Annotated in this window: 20 protein-coding genes; 8 read left to right on the top strand and 12 right to left on the bottom strand. The window is 37.9% G+C overall.

Annotated features, from left to right (window positions below; genetic code table 11):
* Position 1 precedes the first annotated feature (1 nt).
* From ACZ5L8_RS10215 to ACZ5L8_RS10235, 5 genes are read right to left on the bottom strand one after another with little or no spacing between them, the layout of a single operon-like run.
* On the bottom strand, positions 2–2,962 hold the full coding sequence (locus ACZ5L8_RS10215; RefSeq protein ID WP_464437187.1) for a primase-helicase family protein: 2,961 nt from the start codon (positions 2,960–2,962) through the stop codon (positions 2–4).
* Positions 2,959–3,153 (bottom strand): hypothetical protein, encoded by a 195-nt coding sequence (locus tag ACZ5L8_RS10220; protein ID WP_464437189.1) that lies wholly within the window; start codon positions 3,151–3,153, stop codon positions 2,959–2,961. The genes ACZ5L8_RS10215 and ACZ5L8_RS10220 overlap by 4 nt, the downstream gene beginning before the upstream one ends.
* 3 nt (positions 3,154–3,156) lie before the next feature.
* Positions 3,157–3,588 carry a hypothetical protein gene (locus tag ACZ5L8_RS10225; RefSeq protein WP_464437191.1) on the bottom strand — a complete coding sequence of 144 codons (432 nt, stop codon included), beginning with the start codon at positions 3,586–3,588 and terminating at the stop codon, positions 3,157–3,159.
* Positions 3,589–3,600: 12 nt separating this feature from the next.
* Entirely contained in the window at positions 3,601–4,083 is a 483-nt protein-coding gene (locus tag ACZ5L8_RS10230) for a hypothetical protein (protein WP_464437193.1), read from the bottom strand.
* A 12-nt stretch (positions 4,084–4,095) separates the two neighbouring features.
* Positions 4,096–4,368, bottom strand: a complete 273-nt coding sequence (locus ACZ5L8_RS10235) for a hypothetical protein (protein WP_464437195.1) — start codon at positions 4,366–4,368, stop codon at positions 4,096–4,098.
* A 176-nt stretch (positions 4,369–4,544) separates the two neighbouring features.
* Between ACZ5L8_RS10235 and ACZ5L8_RS10240 the strand changes: the two genes are divergently transcribed.
* From ACZ5L8_RS10240 to ACZ5L8_RS10250, 3 genes are all read left to right on the top strand, one after another.
* Positions 4,545–4,913 carry a helix-turn-helix domain-containing protein gene (locus ACZ5L8_RS10240; RefSeq protein WP_464437196.1) on the top strand — a complete coding sequence of 123 codons (369 nt, stop codon included), beginning with the start codon at positions 4,545–4,547 and terminating at the stop codon, positions 4,911–4,913.
* 1 nt (position 4,914) lies between these two features.
* Positions 4,915–5,115 carry a hypothetical protein gene (locus ACZ5L8_RS10245; RefSeq protein ID WP_464437198.1) on the top strand — a complete coding sequence of 67 codons (201 nt, stop codon included), beginning with the start codon at positions 4,915–4,917 and terminating at the stop codon, positions 5,113–5,115.
* Positions 5,116–5,188: 73 nt separating this feature from the next.
* Positions 5,189–5,350 (top strand): hypothetical protein, encoded by a 162-nt coding sequence (locus tag ACZ5L8_RS10250; protein ID WP_464437200.1) that lies wholly within the window; start codon positions 5,189–5,191, stop codon positions 5,348–5,350.
* A 58-nt stretch (positions 5,351–5,408) separates the two neighbouring features.
* Here the strand turns inward: ACZ5L8_RS10250 and ACZ5L8_RS10255 are convergent, their stop codons facing one another.
* Together ACZ5L8_RS10255 and ACZ5L8_RS10260 are read right to left on the bottom strand one after the other, a co-directional pair.
* Complete coding sequence (locus ACZ5L8_RS10255) at positions 5,409–5,855, bottom strand: hypothetical protein (RefSeq protein WP_464437203.1); 447 nt, start codon at positions 5,853–5,855, stop codon at positions 5,409–5,411.
* Positions 5,855–6,430, bottom strand: a complete 576-nt coding sequence (locus ACZ5L8_RS10260) for a Panacea domain-containing protein (protein WP_464437205.1) — start codon at positions 6,428–6,430, stop codon at positions 5,855–5,857. The genes ACZ5L8_RS10255 and ACZ5L8_RS10260 overlap by 1 nt, the downstream gene beginning before the upstream one ends.
* Positions 6,431–7,384: 954 nt before the next feature.
* On the opposite strand from ACZ5L8_RS10260, the gene ACZ5L8_RS10265 reads away from it, so the two are divergent.
* A complete protein-coding gene (locus ACZ5L8_RS10265; RefSeq protein WP_464437208.1) occupies positions 7,385–8,413 on the top strand; it encodes a response regulator in 1,029 nt (342 codons plus the stop codon).
* Here ACZ5L8_RS10265 and ACZ5L8_RS10270 read toward each other — a convergent pair.
* Entirely contained in the window at positions 8,397–8,969 is a 573-nt protein-coding gene (locus ACZ5L8_RS10270) for a hypothetical protein (RefSeq protein ID WP_464437209.1), read from the bottom strand. The two genes, ACZ5L8_RS10265 and ACZ5L8_RS10270, sit on opposite strands and share 17 nt — an antisense overlap.
* Before the next feature lie 113 nt (positions 8,970–9,082).
* Here ACZ5L8_RS10270 and trxA point away from each other — a divergent pair, with 113 nt between their 5' ends.
* On the top strand, positions 9,083–9,379 hold the full coding sequence (gene trxA / locus ACZ5L8_RS10275) for a thioredoxin (RefSeq protein WP_464437211.1): 297 nt from the start codon (positions 9,083–9,085) through the stop codon (positions 9,377–9,379).
* Between the two features lie 37 nt (positions 9,380–9,416).
* Here trxA and ACZ5L8_RS10280 read toward each other — a convergent pair whose 3' ends face one another.
* Positions 9,417–9,596, bottom strand: coding sequence for a hypothetical protein (locus ACZ5L8_RS10280; protein ID WP_464437214.1), 180 nt, complete (start codon positions 9,594–9,596; stop codon positions 9,417–9,419).
* Between the two features lie 20 nt (positions 9,597–9,616).
* Positions 9,617–12,688 carry a lamin tail domain-containing protein gene (locus ACZ5L8_RS10285; RefSeq protein WP_464437217.1) on the bottom strand — a complete coding sequence of 1,024 codons (3,072 nt, stop codon included), beginning with the start codon at positions 12,686–12,688 and terminating at the stop codon, positions 9,617–9,619.
* A gap of 254 nt (positions 12,689–12,942) precedes the next feature.
* On the opposite strand from ACZ5L8_RS10285, the gene map reads away from it, so the two are divergent.
* From map to ACZ5L8_RS10300, 3 genes are read left to right on the top strand one after another with little or no spacing between them, the layout of a single operon-like run.
* Positions 12,943–13,761, top strand: coding sequence for a type I methionyl aminopeptidase (gene map, locus ACZ5L8_RS10290; RefSeq protein ID WP_464440946.1), 819 nt, complete (start codon positions 12,943–12,945; stop codon positions 13,759–13,761).
* A gap of 11 nt (positions 13,762–13,772) precedes the next feature.
* Positions 13,773–14,312 (top strand): HNH endonuclease, encoded by a 540-nt coding sequence (locus ACZ5L8_RS10295; protein WP_462597409.1) that lies wholly within the window; start codon positions 13,773–13,775, stop codon positions 14,310–14,312.
* Positions 14,309–15,085: a class I SAM-dependent methyltransferase gene (locus ACZ5L8_RS10300; protein WP_464437219.1), complete on the top strand. Its 777-nt coding sequence runs from the start codon at positions 14,309–14,311 to the stop codon at positions 15,083–15,085. Before ACZ5L8_RS10295 ends, ACZ5L8_RS10300 begins: the two co-directional genes overlap by 4 nt.
* On the opposite strand, the gene ACZ5L8_RS10305 is transcribed toward ACZ5L8_RS10300, so the two are convergent.
* Positions 15,082–16,086, bottom strand: coding sequence for an FAD:protein FMN transferase (locus ACZ5L8_RS10305; RefSeq protein ID WP_464437222.1), 1,005 nt, complete (start codon positions 16,084–16,086; stop codon positions 15,082–15,084). The two genes, ACZ5L8_RS10300 and ACZ5L8_RS10305, sit on opposite strands and share 4 nt — an antisense overlap.
* Positions 16,083–16,445, bottom strand: a complete 363-nt coding sequence (locus tag ACZ5L8_RS10310) for a Na(+)-translocating NADH-quinone reductase subunit F (protein WP_464437223.1) — start codon at positions 16,443–16,445, stop codon at positions 16,083–16,085. The genes ACZ5L8_RS10305 and ACZ5L8_RS10310 overlap by 4 nt, the downstream gene beginning before the upstream one ends.
* Positions 16,446–16,526 lie beyond the last annotated feature (81 nt).

Genomic DNA, 16,526 nt, shown 5'->3' on the forward strand with positions numbered 1-16,526 from the left:
TTTAAAATGGTTCATCGCCATCACCTTCTGTGATCTGGGCGGTTTCTTCTCTATCTAGTTTTACCTCCAGCTGTACACCTTCTGTGCGTAGATCCAGCGGTCTGCCGGGTACATGTATCACTATGCATTCCTGCGTTTTTCCTTTTATGGTATGTTTACAATAGCCTTGCGTATTCAACACGCCATCTACATCAGGATTCATTACATAGCCGTTAAACTTTGCCCACTCATTAAGCTTCTTTTTAAAGGTGTTGCTGGTCATCCCTCTGAAACCTCCATCTATCTCCAGATGTTTCATCGCATATTTTTTCGCTATAAAGCGATTTTTACGGGTCTCAAAGAAGTTATCTGCCCAGTCTTTAAATGCGTTACCAAAGCGCTCCAACGCGTTACGCTTAGCCACATTTTCCATAGGTGGATCAACCTTTTCTTTTGTACTCATGTAGAATTGTAGTGCTTGTATGCAAAAGCTATAGAAGCGATCCCACTGGTCATTGTCAAAGTCAGAAAACAGATCATTGCCAGTCTCATCACGATAGGACCAGCTGTAATTATCATCGTCACTTTTAAAGTGGTAATAGTCTGAAAACACAGTAAAAAGCAACCGGCGCATTGTGGAGCTGTCAGATGCCATGATCCCAAAGTTTGAAGTAAAGAAGCACTTAGGGCTTTCGTGGTAACGCAAAGAATAAGGTTTACTATGCTTAGGGTTTACCGTAAACTCACCGGTTATGTTATTGTACACCTTGCGAAAAGGATAATTTCTATCCAGATCATCAATGATCACCGCTTGCGTGTTGCGATCTACTCCATCAAACAAGTGTTTATCCTTACCACTCTCAGGATCTCCCCCGTTGATGTATTTATAAATGGGTAATATTTCAACCAGGGCTTTGTGCCACACGATAGATTTACCTGAGCCACCGTTACTCTCATTAACATCACTTATGCGGTTATCCATGGCAAAACCGCTCCATGCCTTTGATCCCAATTTGTACCCATGCAACGCGTAACCAAAGGTGAAGATCTTATTGATCAAATTTTGCTTTTGCTCTTGTTGTAGATGGTCCGGTAACGCAGTTTCAGCAATGTTGAATTTATTTGCCTCACGATAAGCTTCACGCTCTTTTATGATGGCATGTGTTAGCTGTTGCTTTTTATCAGTATCAGCTTCTTTAATTTTTGCAATGCGTGATTTATAGGGTTTATCCAGCGTTTCCCGCCAATGGATACGGCTGGTATTAATCATAAAATTCAGGAACTCATTGTCCTGTTTATTTATAGTGATATCCCACTGTGTAAAATCTGAAGTATCCTTTTTATCTATGGTAAAGATTGCATCTGTATCAATGCGTACTTCTTTATCAATGATCTGGCTATCCCATAAATTGATATTATCTGCCTGGCCATACTTAAACTCTTTGATACCATCAGTCTCAACGCGTATGATCTTATTTTTAAAAAAGAGGTATTGCCAGTCTACACCATGCAGGTTGCTAAAGTCTGGCTGAGCCATTTCTAACCGTGACAACTTTTTATCAGAGAGTTGCGCACTGCGGTGTATGTAGTTAAGCAGTTTTACCGGCTTGTACTTTAATTTTAAATACTCAATGGGGAAGTTGTAAACGTGATGGGGCAACACGCGTTTCACTATGTTTTTTTCTATATGCACAAAAGAGAAATCCTCTTTTGAAAAATCCTCTTCATAGCGGTAAAAGCCATTATATTGCAAGAATCGCAAGCACGCTTCATTATCAAACTCATATCCTTGGAAGTCTCCAGAAGCATTATATTTTAAATTCCAGAAACGGGCGGGCAACGCGTCTTTTACCAGCAGCTCAAAAGCTGTTTTAAGACTCTCTGGCTTTTTCTTTTTTCTATACTCTAGCTTTGCCCAGTCTGTTACATCTTTGCAGGGCTTACCTCTGTACGTTTCTTGTGTGATCCATTCTGGTAGGCGTATAATGCACAGATCTGTATAAAAAAGGGCAATGCTTACAGTTTCTCTAATACCGGTAATATCTAGATCGCCCAGGTAACACAGTTTCTTACAGCGCTCTTTAAGCATTTTATAATGCAGGTATGATAATGGTTCGCTCTCGCTATTCTTCCACACTACAGGATAGCCCATTGATGCCACGTTGAGTGCATCACGATCGCCACTGGCAATTATAATGGCTTCCGCACGAGGATCCTCTGCACCTTTGCGGCCATATTCCTTTTCATATTCATCTTTATTATGCTCATTAATGCCCTCTTTAAGTGGCTCATATTCATCCATAATGAGATCGAGACCAAACAAATAATGAGGCAATTTCTCACCCACATATCTAAACCGGTAGCGTTTATCCTGGTTAAGCGGTTGATAGATCTTTTGCCAGTCGCCCATATCAAACACAAAAATGGGATAGGTATCAGTACCCTTAGTGATGATCTGCATAAGCTTGTTGCCATACTTCTTATGGTCCTTATACTGCTTAACCTGTATAAACTTCTTGCAGCTCTTAAGATCGTATTGCAACGCGGTCTTATTATTAACATTAGGCCCCAGCACTTCAAGCTCATACTCTGTGAGTAAATCACGATAATCAAAGAAGTACTCACCATCCTTTTGCCCTTTAGTGGCCGGTTTTACCTCAATACGTGCCGCACTAAAACGCGCACCACCTTCTATATTAAACTCACGCGCTACCCATTGCAAGGCCTCATAAAAGTCCAGATTCTCTTTTGCGATAAGCGCATCTATAGCGTTTACAAAATCACCAGTACCAAAGTTCTTAATACCCCAAATACCATCCTTTGTTTTAAAAAATATTGTAGACGCTGTATCCTCGTCGTGGGTTTTAAAATGCGGGTATTTACTACCCTTCTTATCCCCTTGTGGATACAGGCGTATAAGAATATCAAGACCGCCATTAGTAAGTTTTAGCAGCTCGTCTTTATCTAGTTTAAACTGGCTCATAAAGTGTGTGCCTCGTTAACCACGATCGTAAGGGCCTTTAAATACCCCGCGTGTTTATTGATCTGGTTGTTGTAAAACGTTTTGAGAGTGTGTATATCCTGCGCGCTGGTATGCTTTAATGTACCCAGTGAGGCCAGTTGCTTTTTTGCAATGCGTATTTGTCGCCTGTGGTATGCTGCATCCTGCGCCATGATTTACTTATTTACCGGGGTTAAAACACCGTTTACATATTTGCCTGTTGCAAGCATTGCAACGGGCTTGTCAAAAACGGCAAAATCATACCGGCTTTTTACATGATCTGTAGTGTGCCTGTGTTTGTTTTTCGCTTGACGCGAAAAGAAAAACGAGATCTGATCATCGCTGTAATAACGGTTAAGGATAAAAGGACGGCCATAAATCATAAGACGCAACATGCTGGGGCGTTGTTTTAAGAATAGCGCTCTGCGATTAGTACGCATCACATCTGTAAGATCATGATTGCACATCACCGCGTTGTAAAAAGCAACATAATTGCGGGTGCGAAATTTATATGCCAGCGTGTGCCTGTTGTAGAAAAACACAAACAGGTATAATAATATGGCTGTAGCCAAAAGGAAATAAAATAGATGATGCAATTGTAAAGTCATGGACAGTAATGTTTAGTTAGAAGTATTGAGAAGATTAAACACATCAACACGCTCGTGTTGCAACGTTGCGGGAGCGGTAGTAATTGGTGTGGGGATAGTTTCTTTAAAGCCGGTAATCCTTAAAATATATGGCTCAAGTTCCTTAAGCCTCGCTTCATCAAGCATATCATTGACCACGATAAGAATATCAGGTGTTGCGATTGTTATGGGAGCATCTAGCTTCGGGTTTACTACAAGATTTTCTCTGGCAAATTGCCGCATCCAGTTACTAAAAATAAAATGAGAAGAAACATTGTCTATCACAAGTAAATCATGTCTTTCTCTAAGCATCTGCAGCAAAAATCTATCCTTGATACTCGCTTCACAGCCATCTACAAAATGAGGATCTTTAAACCCCTTTGCAATGTCTTTTGCAAGACTTGTTTTGCCCGAAAGTTCTGGACCATAAATCACTGTGATGGTATGGCCGGTTTGCTTAGCTTTTGTATTGCTCATGATGGTATGTATTTAATTAGAAGTATTTACAGCCTGTTGAGCCGCGTTGCGTTTTTGCTCAATTTCCATTCGCTTTGCCTTCTCCTCATCATAGACTTGCCAGATGGCAAGCTCTATATCGATGTTCCTTCGACGCGCATTAAAAACTGCTTTAACAGTGTCCTCAGAATACTGTTCATCATCATCTTTAGTCACATTATTACAGCTAAGACGGTTTAACACTTTTTTGGCGTAACCGTAGCCCAAGACCGTCCGTAATATTTTTCTGTCGTCAGCAGTTATCATATTTTAGATTTTTGTAAATTATTGTGCTTACTTTGTTATGGTTTTGTAAGCACTTTGTTTAAGGTGTGTAATAACTAAAACACCTTTTGTAAGCTTTGTTTGAGGTAAAATTATAAAAATAAAACTTCATTTAAGGTATTTTACACTTTGTTTAGGGTGTTAAAATTTTTATTATATTGGAAATAAAGGAGTTAAGGGAGAAATTAAATTTTACTCAAAAGGAATTTGGCGAGAAAATCGGCCTAAGTATTTCGGGAGTGCAGGCCTTAGAAGCTAAAAATAGAGATGCAAAGAAGTCACTTGTAAAGCTTATTAGACTTCTTTTTTGGCGTGAGTTAGATATACCCCAGCAGGAAATATGCAAAGAGTTAGATCTTGATTGTGGCAGCAGCGCAATAGAGCCGGTTTATGATCCTGGTTTAAAATATGGCGAGCTAAGCGATCGCGAGAAAGAATTACTAGCACGCGTGCGCGAGCTAGAGCAACGCGAGCGCGTGTTGATCACCGCAATTGATAATTTGAATAATCAACTTAAATCAAAATAAAATGGCAAGAAATAAGTTCATACCAATCCAATCGAAAGAAGAAGGATTAATATATATAAACACTGATACTGTAGTTAAAGTTACTTCAGATAATTATGAAATAATAATATACACTAACCAACCAAAAGGGGTTTACGGTATAAATCTGGAAGAGGAGTCTTTAGAAAATTTTATAGATAGATTGAATGGACTAAGGGTGTAAAACATAGAATTATGTTTAATCCAAATACTTAATTCAAAGCTTATTACTAGCTTTGAATTATAAATTTACAAGTATGTCAGGTAAAAGAAAACATCTAAAAAACAAGGGCGAACGTTTAGGCTGGCAAGATCGCAAAGATGCAAAGCCTGTAAAACTTAGTGAATTACTTAAAGAAGAAGGCAAAGTTATAGGTCCTGAAGCATTTACTATGCGAGAGCCCTTACTATTGCCTTAAAAAGCAGAATGTTTGTAAGGTATTAAGAGCTTATTGAATTGCATATACCCTTCAAAAACTAAGAGTTTAGGAACCTCTTAAATTTCATTTTTACGTTTCTGGATGTTCTGAAACACTCATAGAGTTTTTCAAAGTAGTCTTTCTTCATCTTACCCCATATTTCATAATCAGCGCCTTCTACCTGATAAAAACTATTGAGATGCTTCATCTCATAATTTTTTAAAGCATGCCCATAGAGGTGAGTTTTAAAATCAAAACATTTACCACAATCTGTTACTTCAACATTTGGAGCAAAAACAAAACAATTAAAGCTTATACCCGGCAACTCAACACATCCTTCTTTAACTTCATCTTTTTTCGGCACATTATCTCTTCTAGTAGGTAAAGAAGCTAATAAGCTTTCGCCATCATCAGTTAATTTTAGAACTACAAAATATTTATCTTTTGAAGAACCATCTTCAAAATAAAATGGAGTGAATTTTATGATAGCACCTTGCTCGTACATTAATGGAAATCTAAATAATCTGAATAAATAGATTTTTTTCTATCATCATGATCAATTAGACTTTTCATGTCCACTAAGAAGTCAGTAGAGTTTATTTCTTGCTTTAGTAATAAGTCAAGAACATTCATTTTCTTAGCTGTAATATACCAAGGGGAATTGGGCTTATGAGTATATTCTACAAGTTCATTAGCCGATAAACCACCAAACCTTTTGACAACAAATTCCATGAGTTCAATATCATTTTCCGAAAATTCATCGTCATTAAAATCTGCTTTTGATATGATAAAAATATTATCCTCGTAAGTAGTTTTTTCAACAAAATCTTTCAATAAAAATGTTTCCGAAGATAGATCTACAAAAATCTCCTCAGCAACGGGTCCTAACTTCCAAGTTTTATATTCAAAATTGAAAAAAGGAATCCCACTCTTTTTAATTGATTGTTCATCTAAAATGTAAATCAACTTTAAAAGCTTAGTCTTTGATAAGTATGGAATTCTATTGGAAAGGTAAACTATAGAATTGCCTAACTTCTCTTTCTGTTCAGCAGACAGTCTGTTATAGTTCTTGTTTGTCATCGTGCAAAAGTAATAAAAACTTTGTTCAAAATTTATTTAGCAAATGTTAACTCATTTAACCTATTTAACTCTCAACAAATCACTTACTATAGCAAGAAACAAAAATTATTCCAATTGTAGTACAATTTTATAATTTTGTATTTTCTGTATTTCATTTTGTAATTCATTAAAAAATTGATTTACAGCATTTTAAACGTTTTAATTACAGAAATACACTTTATATACTATATAATACTATTAAATAATAAATAAATAAAAGTATATATATAGAGAAGCGTCAAACTGTAAGCCAGTAAAGGGCTAAGCGCACATCACAGACCAATAAGCAACAGGCTTAAAAAATAATTTTAAGAAAATTTAACAAATTGCAAACGGCATCCATTAATATAAAGAATACACCTGCATTTTATACTTATACGGGGGTGCGGGGGCTGGGGAGATATGCAGTCAAAAAAGGGATGCCCCGTTGGGAGCAAGAGTGGTTTTATAATGATTCGCTAGCGCTCATGCCTTCTGCATTCGCCCTAACGGGCGAAAACACTGGTGTTAACGCGTATTGGTCTGGGTCAAATTTGGGTCAAATCGCAATTAAAACAAGAATTAAGAAATATATAAATAATTAATTATCAACTATTTAAAAATAGGCTAGTAAATAATCTGGTAAAAGTTCGAGTCCCATTCCCGGTACTACAAACGCCATCTTTAAGACGGCGTTTTTTTATTCTACAGTTTTTATCTTTATCTTACTTACATCCAGACTTTCTAAAATCACGTAAATCAATATATAAGCTTAGGTCAATATAGTTCGCCTTAATATTCACCGGAAATACTAGTATAATTTTTAAAAATAAACAGGAAGTATTAAAAAATGTAATATCTTAAGCCTAACTAACCCTTCTTCAAATTAAGTGTCATTTAAAAACCTAATTATCTGATTTTAAAACAGATCCTTGTATGGAGCGAATTCTTGTTATTGAAGACAACCGCATGCTTTGTGATAATATCGTTTATTTATTGCAGAAGTCTGGCTATGATGCTGTAAGTAGATATACTGGTGAAGAAGGTATAGAAGCCGCTAAACTTTTTGCTCCTAGCCTTATTCTTTGTGATATTGAGCTTCCGGCAATGGATGGTTACGAGGTTTTAAAAACACTTTCTGGCGATGTAAAAACCGCTTTGATCCCTTTTATCTTTCTTACTGGTAAAAAGGAAATGCACGACATAAGACGCGGCATGAATCTGGGCGCTGATGATTATATCCCAAAACCTATAAAACCGTTTGAACTTCTTAGTAGTATTCAGAGCCGTTTGGCGAAAGCCAAAATGGTAAGAAAAAAATCACTGCTTGGCGAAAAGTTCAAATTTAAGGACGCTACGGAACTTTATAATTATATAAAGGAAAATGGCAAGATCCACACGGTAAATCCCAATGAGATCATCTATAAAGAAAATCAGCCCATTAAATATGTCTATTTACTGCTAGATGGCATCGTGAAAGTGTATTCTATTGAAAAAAATGGAAAAGAACTTATATCACAATTGATAAAACCTAACCAAATGTTTGGGTTGATGGGCTTAGGTAAGCAGGAGAATTATAAAAATTATTCTTCGGCGGTGACTAAGAGCGAAATCGCAATGCTTACGCTAGAAAAATTCAACGAGATTCTATACGAAAGCCGTGAAGTAAATGAGATGATCATTGATCTACTCTCTGAGAGTTTAGGCGGAATGTCTCAGCAACTTAGCCAAATGGCCTACGGAACAGTGCGCTACAAAACCGCACAAATACTTCTTAAACTCTCGCAAGACAATATTGAGATGCGCGACATTAGAATACCAAGATACGAACTTGCCAGCCTTGCCGGTATCGCAAAAGAAAGCGCCACAAGAACACTTCAAGATTTTAAAAACGAAGGCTTTATAAATATTAAAGGCAGAAGTATCGTAGTTCTAGACAGAGACAAGCTTAAAGAAATAAACTAACCTTTAAATTTTTAAAAGCAGTTTTTGAAATACTCTTCAGTCTTTTAAAACGTAGTTTTTCGCACATCCAGCTTGCGATCTTCAAATCGCTTCCTAGCGCAAAATGTTCTCCCTTAACCTCTAGCTCAGGAGGAAATCCTATCATATTTAATGTTTCAATAACATGTTTTACCGTGAGCAATCTACTATCAAAAGCCACTTTAAGAGATTTGGTTTTTAGATCTGCCACACAGATACCAATTCCCACATTCATATTATAAAGTTTTGAGAGCAGCCACACATCTTGCTGATCTCGCATTTGAGGTATATAAAAAACGATTTCTTTTTGAATCCCAATGTATTTGTCACTCACAAGATTGATAACGGTTTCCTTTTCAAAATGCTCGTAATTATAATCATCAAATTCTTGTGGCTTTACGCCAAAATTATCTGCTTTGTAATACTCGTTCAAACCAGATCTAGTGATAAATTCATAAGCATTTTCGCAGGCAGCGCTACAAAAAGCTGTGCTAGTTTCTGTTACTTGAACAGAAGCACCGCAGTGGCAACATTTCATAGGGGTAATTTTTATTCAAAAATCTCAGATAACCGCCATTCTAAAAATGACCTGTATCATTTTTAGATATTTTTGCAGCATATATTTTGATGACGTTTAAATGAAATTGAGCTATGAAAGAAAACTTTAATAATATAATTAACTCCAACGTTCCAGTTTTGCTAGATTTTTATGCAACTTGGTGCGGCCCATGTCAAACGCTTGCTCCGATCTTGCAGGACGTTAAAGCAGAATTGGGCGAAAATATAAAGATCATTAAGATCGATGTAGATAAGAATGAGGCTGTCGCCCAAAAGTTTCAAGTGCGTGGTGTTCCTACAATGGTCTTGTATAAAAATGGTCAACCCGTGTGGCGCCAAAGCGGTTTGCTCACAAAATCTGATCTGATCAACGTGATCAATAAACATTAAAAAAGTCCGCATCAGCGGACTTTTTCGTTTGAACATGCTACTTCCGTTTCAGTTTTGCAATACCTAGCAAACTTGCCACTGCGACTCCAACCAAAACAAAACCATCTATGGGTGCATCATTAACCGTAGCAGAATCATCAGGTAGCGTAATTTGCGCAAAAGCTGAAAGGTCAAAAAGCATGATCACAAACACAGCAATTAGTATAGTTCTTCTCATAATGTATTTCTTTATAGTAATCATTTTTTGATCAATTTATGTTCAGACGTTTTTCCTTCGCAAGTAATAGACAGCAGATAAACACCAGTCTTCAATTGCGGTTTTAATGAAAGTTCTTCAGTATTGAGATCATGACTCTCGTTATACACTTCCCTGCCTAAAATATCATTGATCTTCACTCCTAATTGCTTTCCTATTAAACGAGAACCAGATATAGAAAACCTCCCATCATCAGTAGGATTAGGATAGATCTGAATAGCCGAAACCGCATTTTCTTTCACACTAAACGTATTAGAAAACACAAGCGAGAATCTATCTTCAACTTTACTCGCCTCATCGCTTACTGTAAAATTTATCTGGTTGTCACCAGAAAGGAGTTCGATAGTCTCATTTGTATAAGAATCCTTTAATTGAATAGCGCCAAGACCATCAGCAACATTTAGCATAAGCACATATTCTGAATGCTGATAATTTGAAATTGAAAGTTCAATTTCACCTTCTTCAGGAAGCGTTCTTCGATCTACACTAAGCAGATAATCACTATTCACAACCGCAATATTCTCACCTAGATTTGAAATTTTAATCGCATCCACAAGCGTTCTTGCATCATCATTATCATCATCAAATTCTATCAAGAAACCATCATAGATTTTCCCTTCAGCAAAAGATGCTTTGGTATACAAAGAAGCTGTAATTGTTTCACCATCAATCACAGCATTTGAACTTCTAAAAACATCTGCATGATTCCCCACGGCTTTGTCGTTTTCCTCAAAAACCACCTCGGCGATCGCACTTGTTACTGTTTCGCCTTGAGCGCCCTGACCCGGTTGCAAATATTGATCTGCATCGCTTGTAGGAGTTGCTGTGCCGGCAGGTAAACTAACCGTTACATACGCTCCATTATCAGCGATCGATGGATCATAAACGTAGTAGAAATTTGGATTTACATTTTGAGTACCAGCATTTGCAAAGACTTCATTTACATCAACCGCCGCCTGATATGGATTTCCGAACATAAATATTTCTCCCACTTCCGTGGAAAATATTTGCGCATCTTGATCGCCAGTCGCTAGAGCTCCTGTTGCCCGCAAAGTTGTTGACCTATCAGCCGGTGTAGCACCGCCTAGATCAATATTTCGATCTCCGCGCACGTACAATAAGTATGGATTACCAGCCTCAAGATTTGTTGCATCTGTATTTGCGATCGCAGCAAATGCAGGCACATCAGAATAATCAACCTCAAACATTGAAGGGTTTCCTGTGCCAGTTGCATCAAAACCATTTGCCCCAGTCTCAGAACCTGTGATGTGTGTTCCATAATCCACTGGCGAAGCACCATTTTCCTGCCAGTTCCCGTAAATTGAAGTCGATGTCGTCACCGCCGGACTCACAATTCTGTAAGACAAATAATCGTCGAAAAATCTTTCAACTGTAAAATCACCTACAAACTGCGCGTTCAAATTTATCTCGTCTAATTCTCCATTTGCAATCGCTGTACTTTTAAAAGTGAATGCGCCGTAGTTAAAAACACTTCCTTCTAGATCAAGAACACTTTCAATATTTACTCCTGCACCATCTCGTACTTGCAAACTCTGTACATTTATTTCAGAAGAACCGGTGTTGTAAATACCATCTTTGACTAAGAAATTCATAGAAGAAGTACTTCCACCAGGAGCGCCATTAGACCAACCCCCACTTTCATAAACAGAGGTATTTTCTAGAAACTGCTCTGCTCCATTTACACCCGGCGAACCAGCATCACTATCCAGACCGTTAACAAAAGTGGATGTCACCCAAAGCGCAGCATCATTATTATCTTCATCAGCTAAACCTATAAAACTCATTGAAGCACCCGCTACAATTTCCCAATCTCCACTCGTGTCATATTCCACGCGATCTATCTCATTATCATTTTCATCAAGTAGAATAATCTCATCATCGGTATTGCCTAGTGAAAAAGAACTCAACACATAATCTACGGTCATTCCGCCGTTTGTCGCCGTGTCATCATTTCTTCCAAAAACCGCAAAACTTTTCGCGCCAAGCGTAAAAGAACTTATTGTATGATCATTTGATCCAGCATCTACAACACGCCATCCATCCATGACAACAGCAGAAGAAGTAGTATTATAAATTTCAAAATATTCGCCATCAGCATCACCTACGCTAGCAGGATTTGCCATGACCTCTGTAATAATTATAGCGCCAGGAGGCGACGGATCATTTACCGTATAACTTTGTTCATCTGAGGTTTTTTCGGCGCCTTCATTATCTGTTGCTACGATCTCAAAATATACGGTTGTTCCATTGGCTTGCGCCGAAATATCCTCTGAAGTCACATAAGTTTCTCCTGAAGAATTTGACATCATGATTACATTAGTAAGACTACCGCTTGTAGTTCCCCAATTCAACACAACCGAAGCTATTGAACCATCATTATCTACAACATTAGCCGTCACCGAAACTACATCAGAAGAAGTGGGATTTTCTGGGTCGATCGCTATACTCGATATCACTGGACTCAAATTTGCGCCGCCGGCGCCAAGCGTCTGACCTGTATTTAAAGAACCAAAACTTGAGGTAGACGCATCTTGCCAAGTAAAATCTGCATACTGCGAACCGTTACCCGATAATTGTAAAGATTGTTGATCTGTAACTCCTGAGGTTTCCTTAACTATTATATCTGTGGAAGCCATACCATTTGCAGTTCCATCTAAAGCGGTAAAACTTCCCTCATAACTTAAAAACTGCAACACCGTACCATTATAAATAAGCGCGATACCATCTGGCGTTCCGTTCTGAATACCGGGCGTGAGAATTGAGTAAATACTAAAATTCCCAGAAGTATCTCCCGCCACAAAACTAGAAGAAGTATAGGTCTCATATTCTGCACCAGTACCTCCATTATAAAGTTCGAGCGAGTAATTAGCGATATCGTCTATATTTTCAATTACGATCTCGATAGCTTCGTTATTATCGCCGCTTGGCGATTGATTATCATAGTGGATCTCATTGATCCAAGCATTAGTTTGCCCAAAAGAAGAAACAGGCAAAACTATAAGTAGTAAAAGTTTGAGTAATTTTCTTTTCATATCCTAGAAAATTTATAATTAAAGCCCTACAAACTAACTGATTAGAATATAAAATAAAATTATATTTTCAAGTTTTAGACCAACTATTAAAAGTTTTGGACGACTGATAATCAAAACGTTATATATTACGGGAAAACGTAATTGTCAATCCTTATAAATACCGTAATTTTGCTTTTCACAGAAGTAAAAAAGAACACATAAAGACTTCACAAAACCCTAATTTGAAGAGGTCTAAAAACACAGAAGCCATGTCTATAATTATCCCTAAAACAAGAGAAGAAATTGAAATAATGCGCGAAAGTGCTCTTATCGTTTCAAAAACTCTAGGTATGCTGGCGAGTGAAGTTAAGCCCGGTGTAACTACGTTATATTTAGACAAACTGGCTGAAGAATTTATTCGTGAGCAAGGAGCGGTTCCAGGATTTTTAGGATTATACGACTTCCCTAATTCTCTATGTATGAGCCCTAATGATCAGGTTGTTCATGGTATTCCTAATGACACTCCACTTGTTGAGGGCGACATAATTTCTATAGACTGTGGCGCTCTTAAAAACGGTTTTTATGGTGATCACGCCTATACTTTTGCTGTTGGCGAAATAGACGCCGAAACAAAAAAACTCCTTGACGTAACTAAAGAATCACTTTACGCAGGTATTGCAGAATTTAAAGAAGGAAATCGCGTAGGCGACGTAGGATTTGCAATACAACAACACTGTGAGAAACACGGTTATGGTATCGTAAGAGAACTTGTAGGTCATGGCTTGGGAGCCAAAATGCATGAAGCTCCAGACATGCCAAACTACGGAAGACGAGGTCGAGGCAAAAAATTTGTTGAAGGCATGGTTGTCGCAATTGAACCTATGGTAAACCTCGGTACACATAGGATTAAACAGCATCGAGACGGCTGGACGATCACTACAAGAGACAACAAACCAAGCGCTCATTTTGAGCATGATGTAGCCTTGGTTGACGGAAAACCTGAACTTTTGTCAACTTTTAAGTATATTTACGACGCGCTAGGTATAAAAAGCGATGAAGAATTGCCTTTTAGAGCTAGCCAAGTCACCCTATAATATATTTAATCATGCAACTCGAAACTTGGAAAGATTATCGTGAAGATAATTGGGAAGAGGGGTATTACGTAGGCTTGTCCACCTACGGGCGAGTAAAAAGCTACGTAACAAACCCTGAGGGCGCGATCATTAATGGAGGTAACATCAACGGTTACACTACCATTAATGTAAAACTTGCAAATGGCAAGAGGCGCAACTTTTACCTTCACAAACTGTTGGCTAATGCCTTCTTAGAGCAAAAAGAAGAAGAGACGGCCGTAATTCATTTAAACCACGAGAAAACTGACAACAGGATCTCAAACCTTAAATGGGTAACCCACAAAGAAAGGTACGCACATCAAAAAACAAGTCCGCTGGATATTAAAAGGCGAACTTCTGGAGAGCGTCACTACACAAAACTCACCTATGCTGAAGCAAAAATTTTAAAAAAGAAATTGCTAGACCCTAACCGCCGTACGAGACTCAAAGTGCTGGCAAAGCAATTTGGTGTTTCAGAGATGCAATTACATCGCATCAAGACCGGTGAGAATTGGGGTAGTTTAGAAGTATGATAAATTCCCTTTTTAAGAAGGCACTTAATACAATACCTAGGCCTGTTCTCATAAGGTTAAGCTACCTTATCAAACCTTTTATAGCGCTTTCGCTAAAAGGTAACAGATATACAGATCCTATTGACGGCAAAAGTTTCAAGAAATTTTTGTCCTACGGTTACGGTAAGACGCGCCCCAATGTTTTGGGGCCTTCTACCTTATCTTTAGAGCGACACCGTTTGCTCTGGCTTTACCTTAAACGCGAAACAGATTTCTTTTTGGCGAAAGCCAAAATGCTACACTTTGCACCAGAACAGGCTTTTTATAAGCGCTTCCGCGAAATGGACAATTTAGACTACACAACCACAGATCTAAATTCGCCGTTAGCAGACGTTAAGGCTGACATTTGCGATCTTCCCTTTGAAGATGACACCTATGACATCATCTTTTGCAATCACGTCTTAGAACACATCCCAGACGACACGAAGGCTATGCAAGAAATGCTACGCATCCTCAAACCCGGCGGAATGGCGATCTTACAAATCCCGCAAGATCTATCAAGAGCAAAAACCTTTGAAGACAATACTATCACAGACCGCGCTGAACGTGCAAAGATCTTTGGTCAATATGATCACGTACGTGTTTACGGTAGAGATTACTTTGACAAATTAAGAAACATCGGTTTTGAAGTACAAGAAGTAGATTATACCAGTAAACTTACCCCTGAAGAAATTGATAAGTTTAGACTTGCAGAAGGCGAGATATTACCCGTTTGCTTTAAGCCAAAAGCTTAATCTCTGAGGTATTTGTCAAAGCCTTTGCTCATATAAACTTTGATCTCGCTCCCTTCATTATACATAAGATAAGCATCTACTGTATCTAATTTTTCTAGCAGTTGTTGAGATCTTTTTAGACCCATTGCCATAAAAGTTGTTGCATAAGCATCGGCCTCTGCACAAGTATTTGCGATAACCGTAGCACTAAGAACATCACTTTTATGCGCCTGACCGGTAAGCGGATTAATCGTATGCACATATCGCTCGCCAGTGGCTTCATCTACTCTAAACTTCCTGTAGTTTCCTGAACCGGCCATGCCTCTGTTTTTTAAAACAACGACTTTTGTGTAGCCTCGATCATCCACAGGCGCTTCAATATTCTCAATTCCTACAGCCCAAGATTTGTTCTTACTTAGATTTTTGCCTTTTGCGAGAAGCTCACCACCTAGTTCAATTAAATAATTCTCTACACCGTTTTGCTCTAGCATCGCTCCCACTCTATCTATACAGTATCCTTTTGCAATACTATTAAAATCTAGATATACATTAGGATTCTCTTTATGAATATAACCGTTGTCATCAAGTGAAATCTTATCAAAACCTACGTATTGCATTAGAGAATCTATCACATGATCATCCAGCTTATTTATTTGACCCTCTGGACCAAAACCGTAAGCATTTACTAATGTTCCCACAGTAGGATCATAAAAGCCTTCAGAGCTTGCATAAACCGCTCCTGCAAGACCATAAACTTCATCAAACATAGCATCTACCACAACCGTTGTATCGCCATGGTTTATTCTTGTGATTTTTGAATTGGGCCAATATGTACTAAACGTATTATTGATGGCATTTATAACAGAATCAAATTTTGCTCCAGCATCAAAATGATCTCCATAAAACTTAACTTGATACGTTGTTCCTAAAGCTTCGCCTTGCAAAACATGAATCTCAGTATTAGGCTGTTTACATGCTAAACAAAACAGCATTGCAACAACAGCGATAAGCATTCTTCTCATTTGTATTCTATAATTCCATTATAAACCATCGCATAATCTGTACCGTGTTCAAGCGGCTTGCTATAGTCTTCAGCGCTACCTAAACCTACGTTAGCGTAAAAAGTGCGCGCATTAAATTTAAGAGCATGATCTCTCATTTTATCCATATTCTCTTGATCATAAGCATTTACATTTTCTGGATAAGTGATCGCTTTCACAATAACAAAGTGCAACTTTTTATCTTTTAAAGCAACAAACTGTGGATTCTTCTTAAGCTTGCTATTTACCGCTAAAAATTCAAATCCTTGTTCTTCTAGATCTTTGCCCACGATGTTCATCGCAAGGTTATGAAGTTCTTGTTCGTTGAGTAATTCTGCCATAGCGCAAAGTTAAACTGCCGTGATTTGATTATAAAACAAAACCGATGCATTGCATCGGTTTTAGTGTTTATTCTTGAGTCG

It is taken from the genome of Leeuwenhoekiella obamensis, assembly GCF_055391795.1.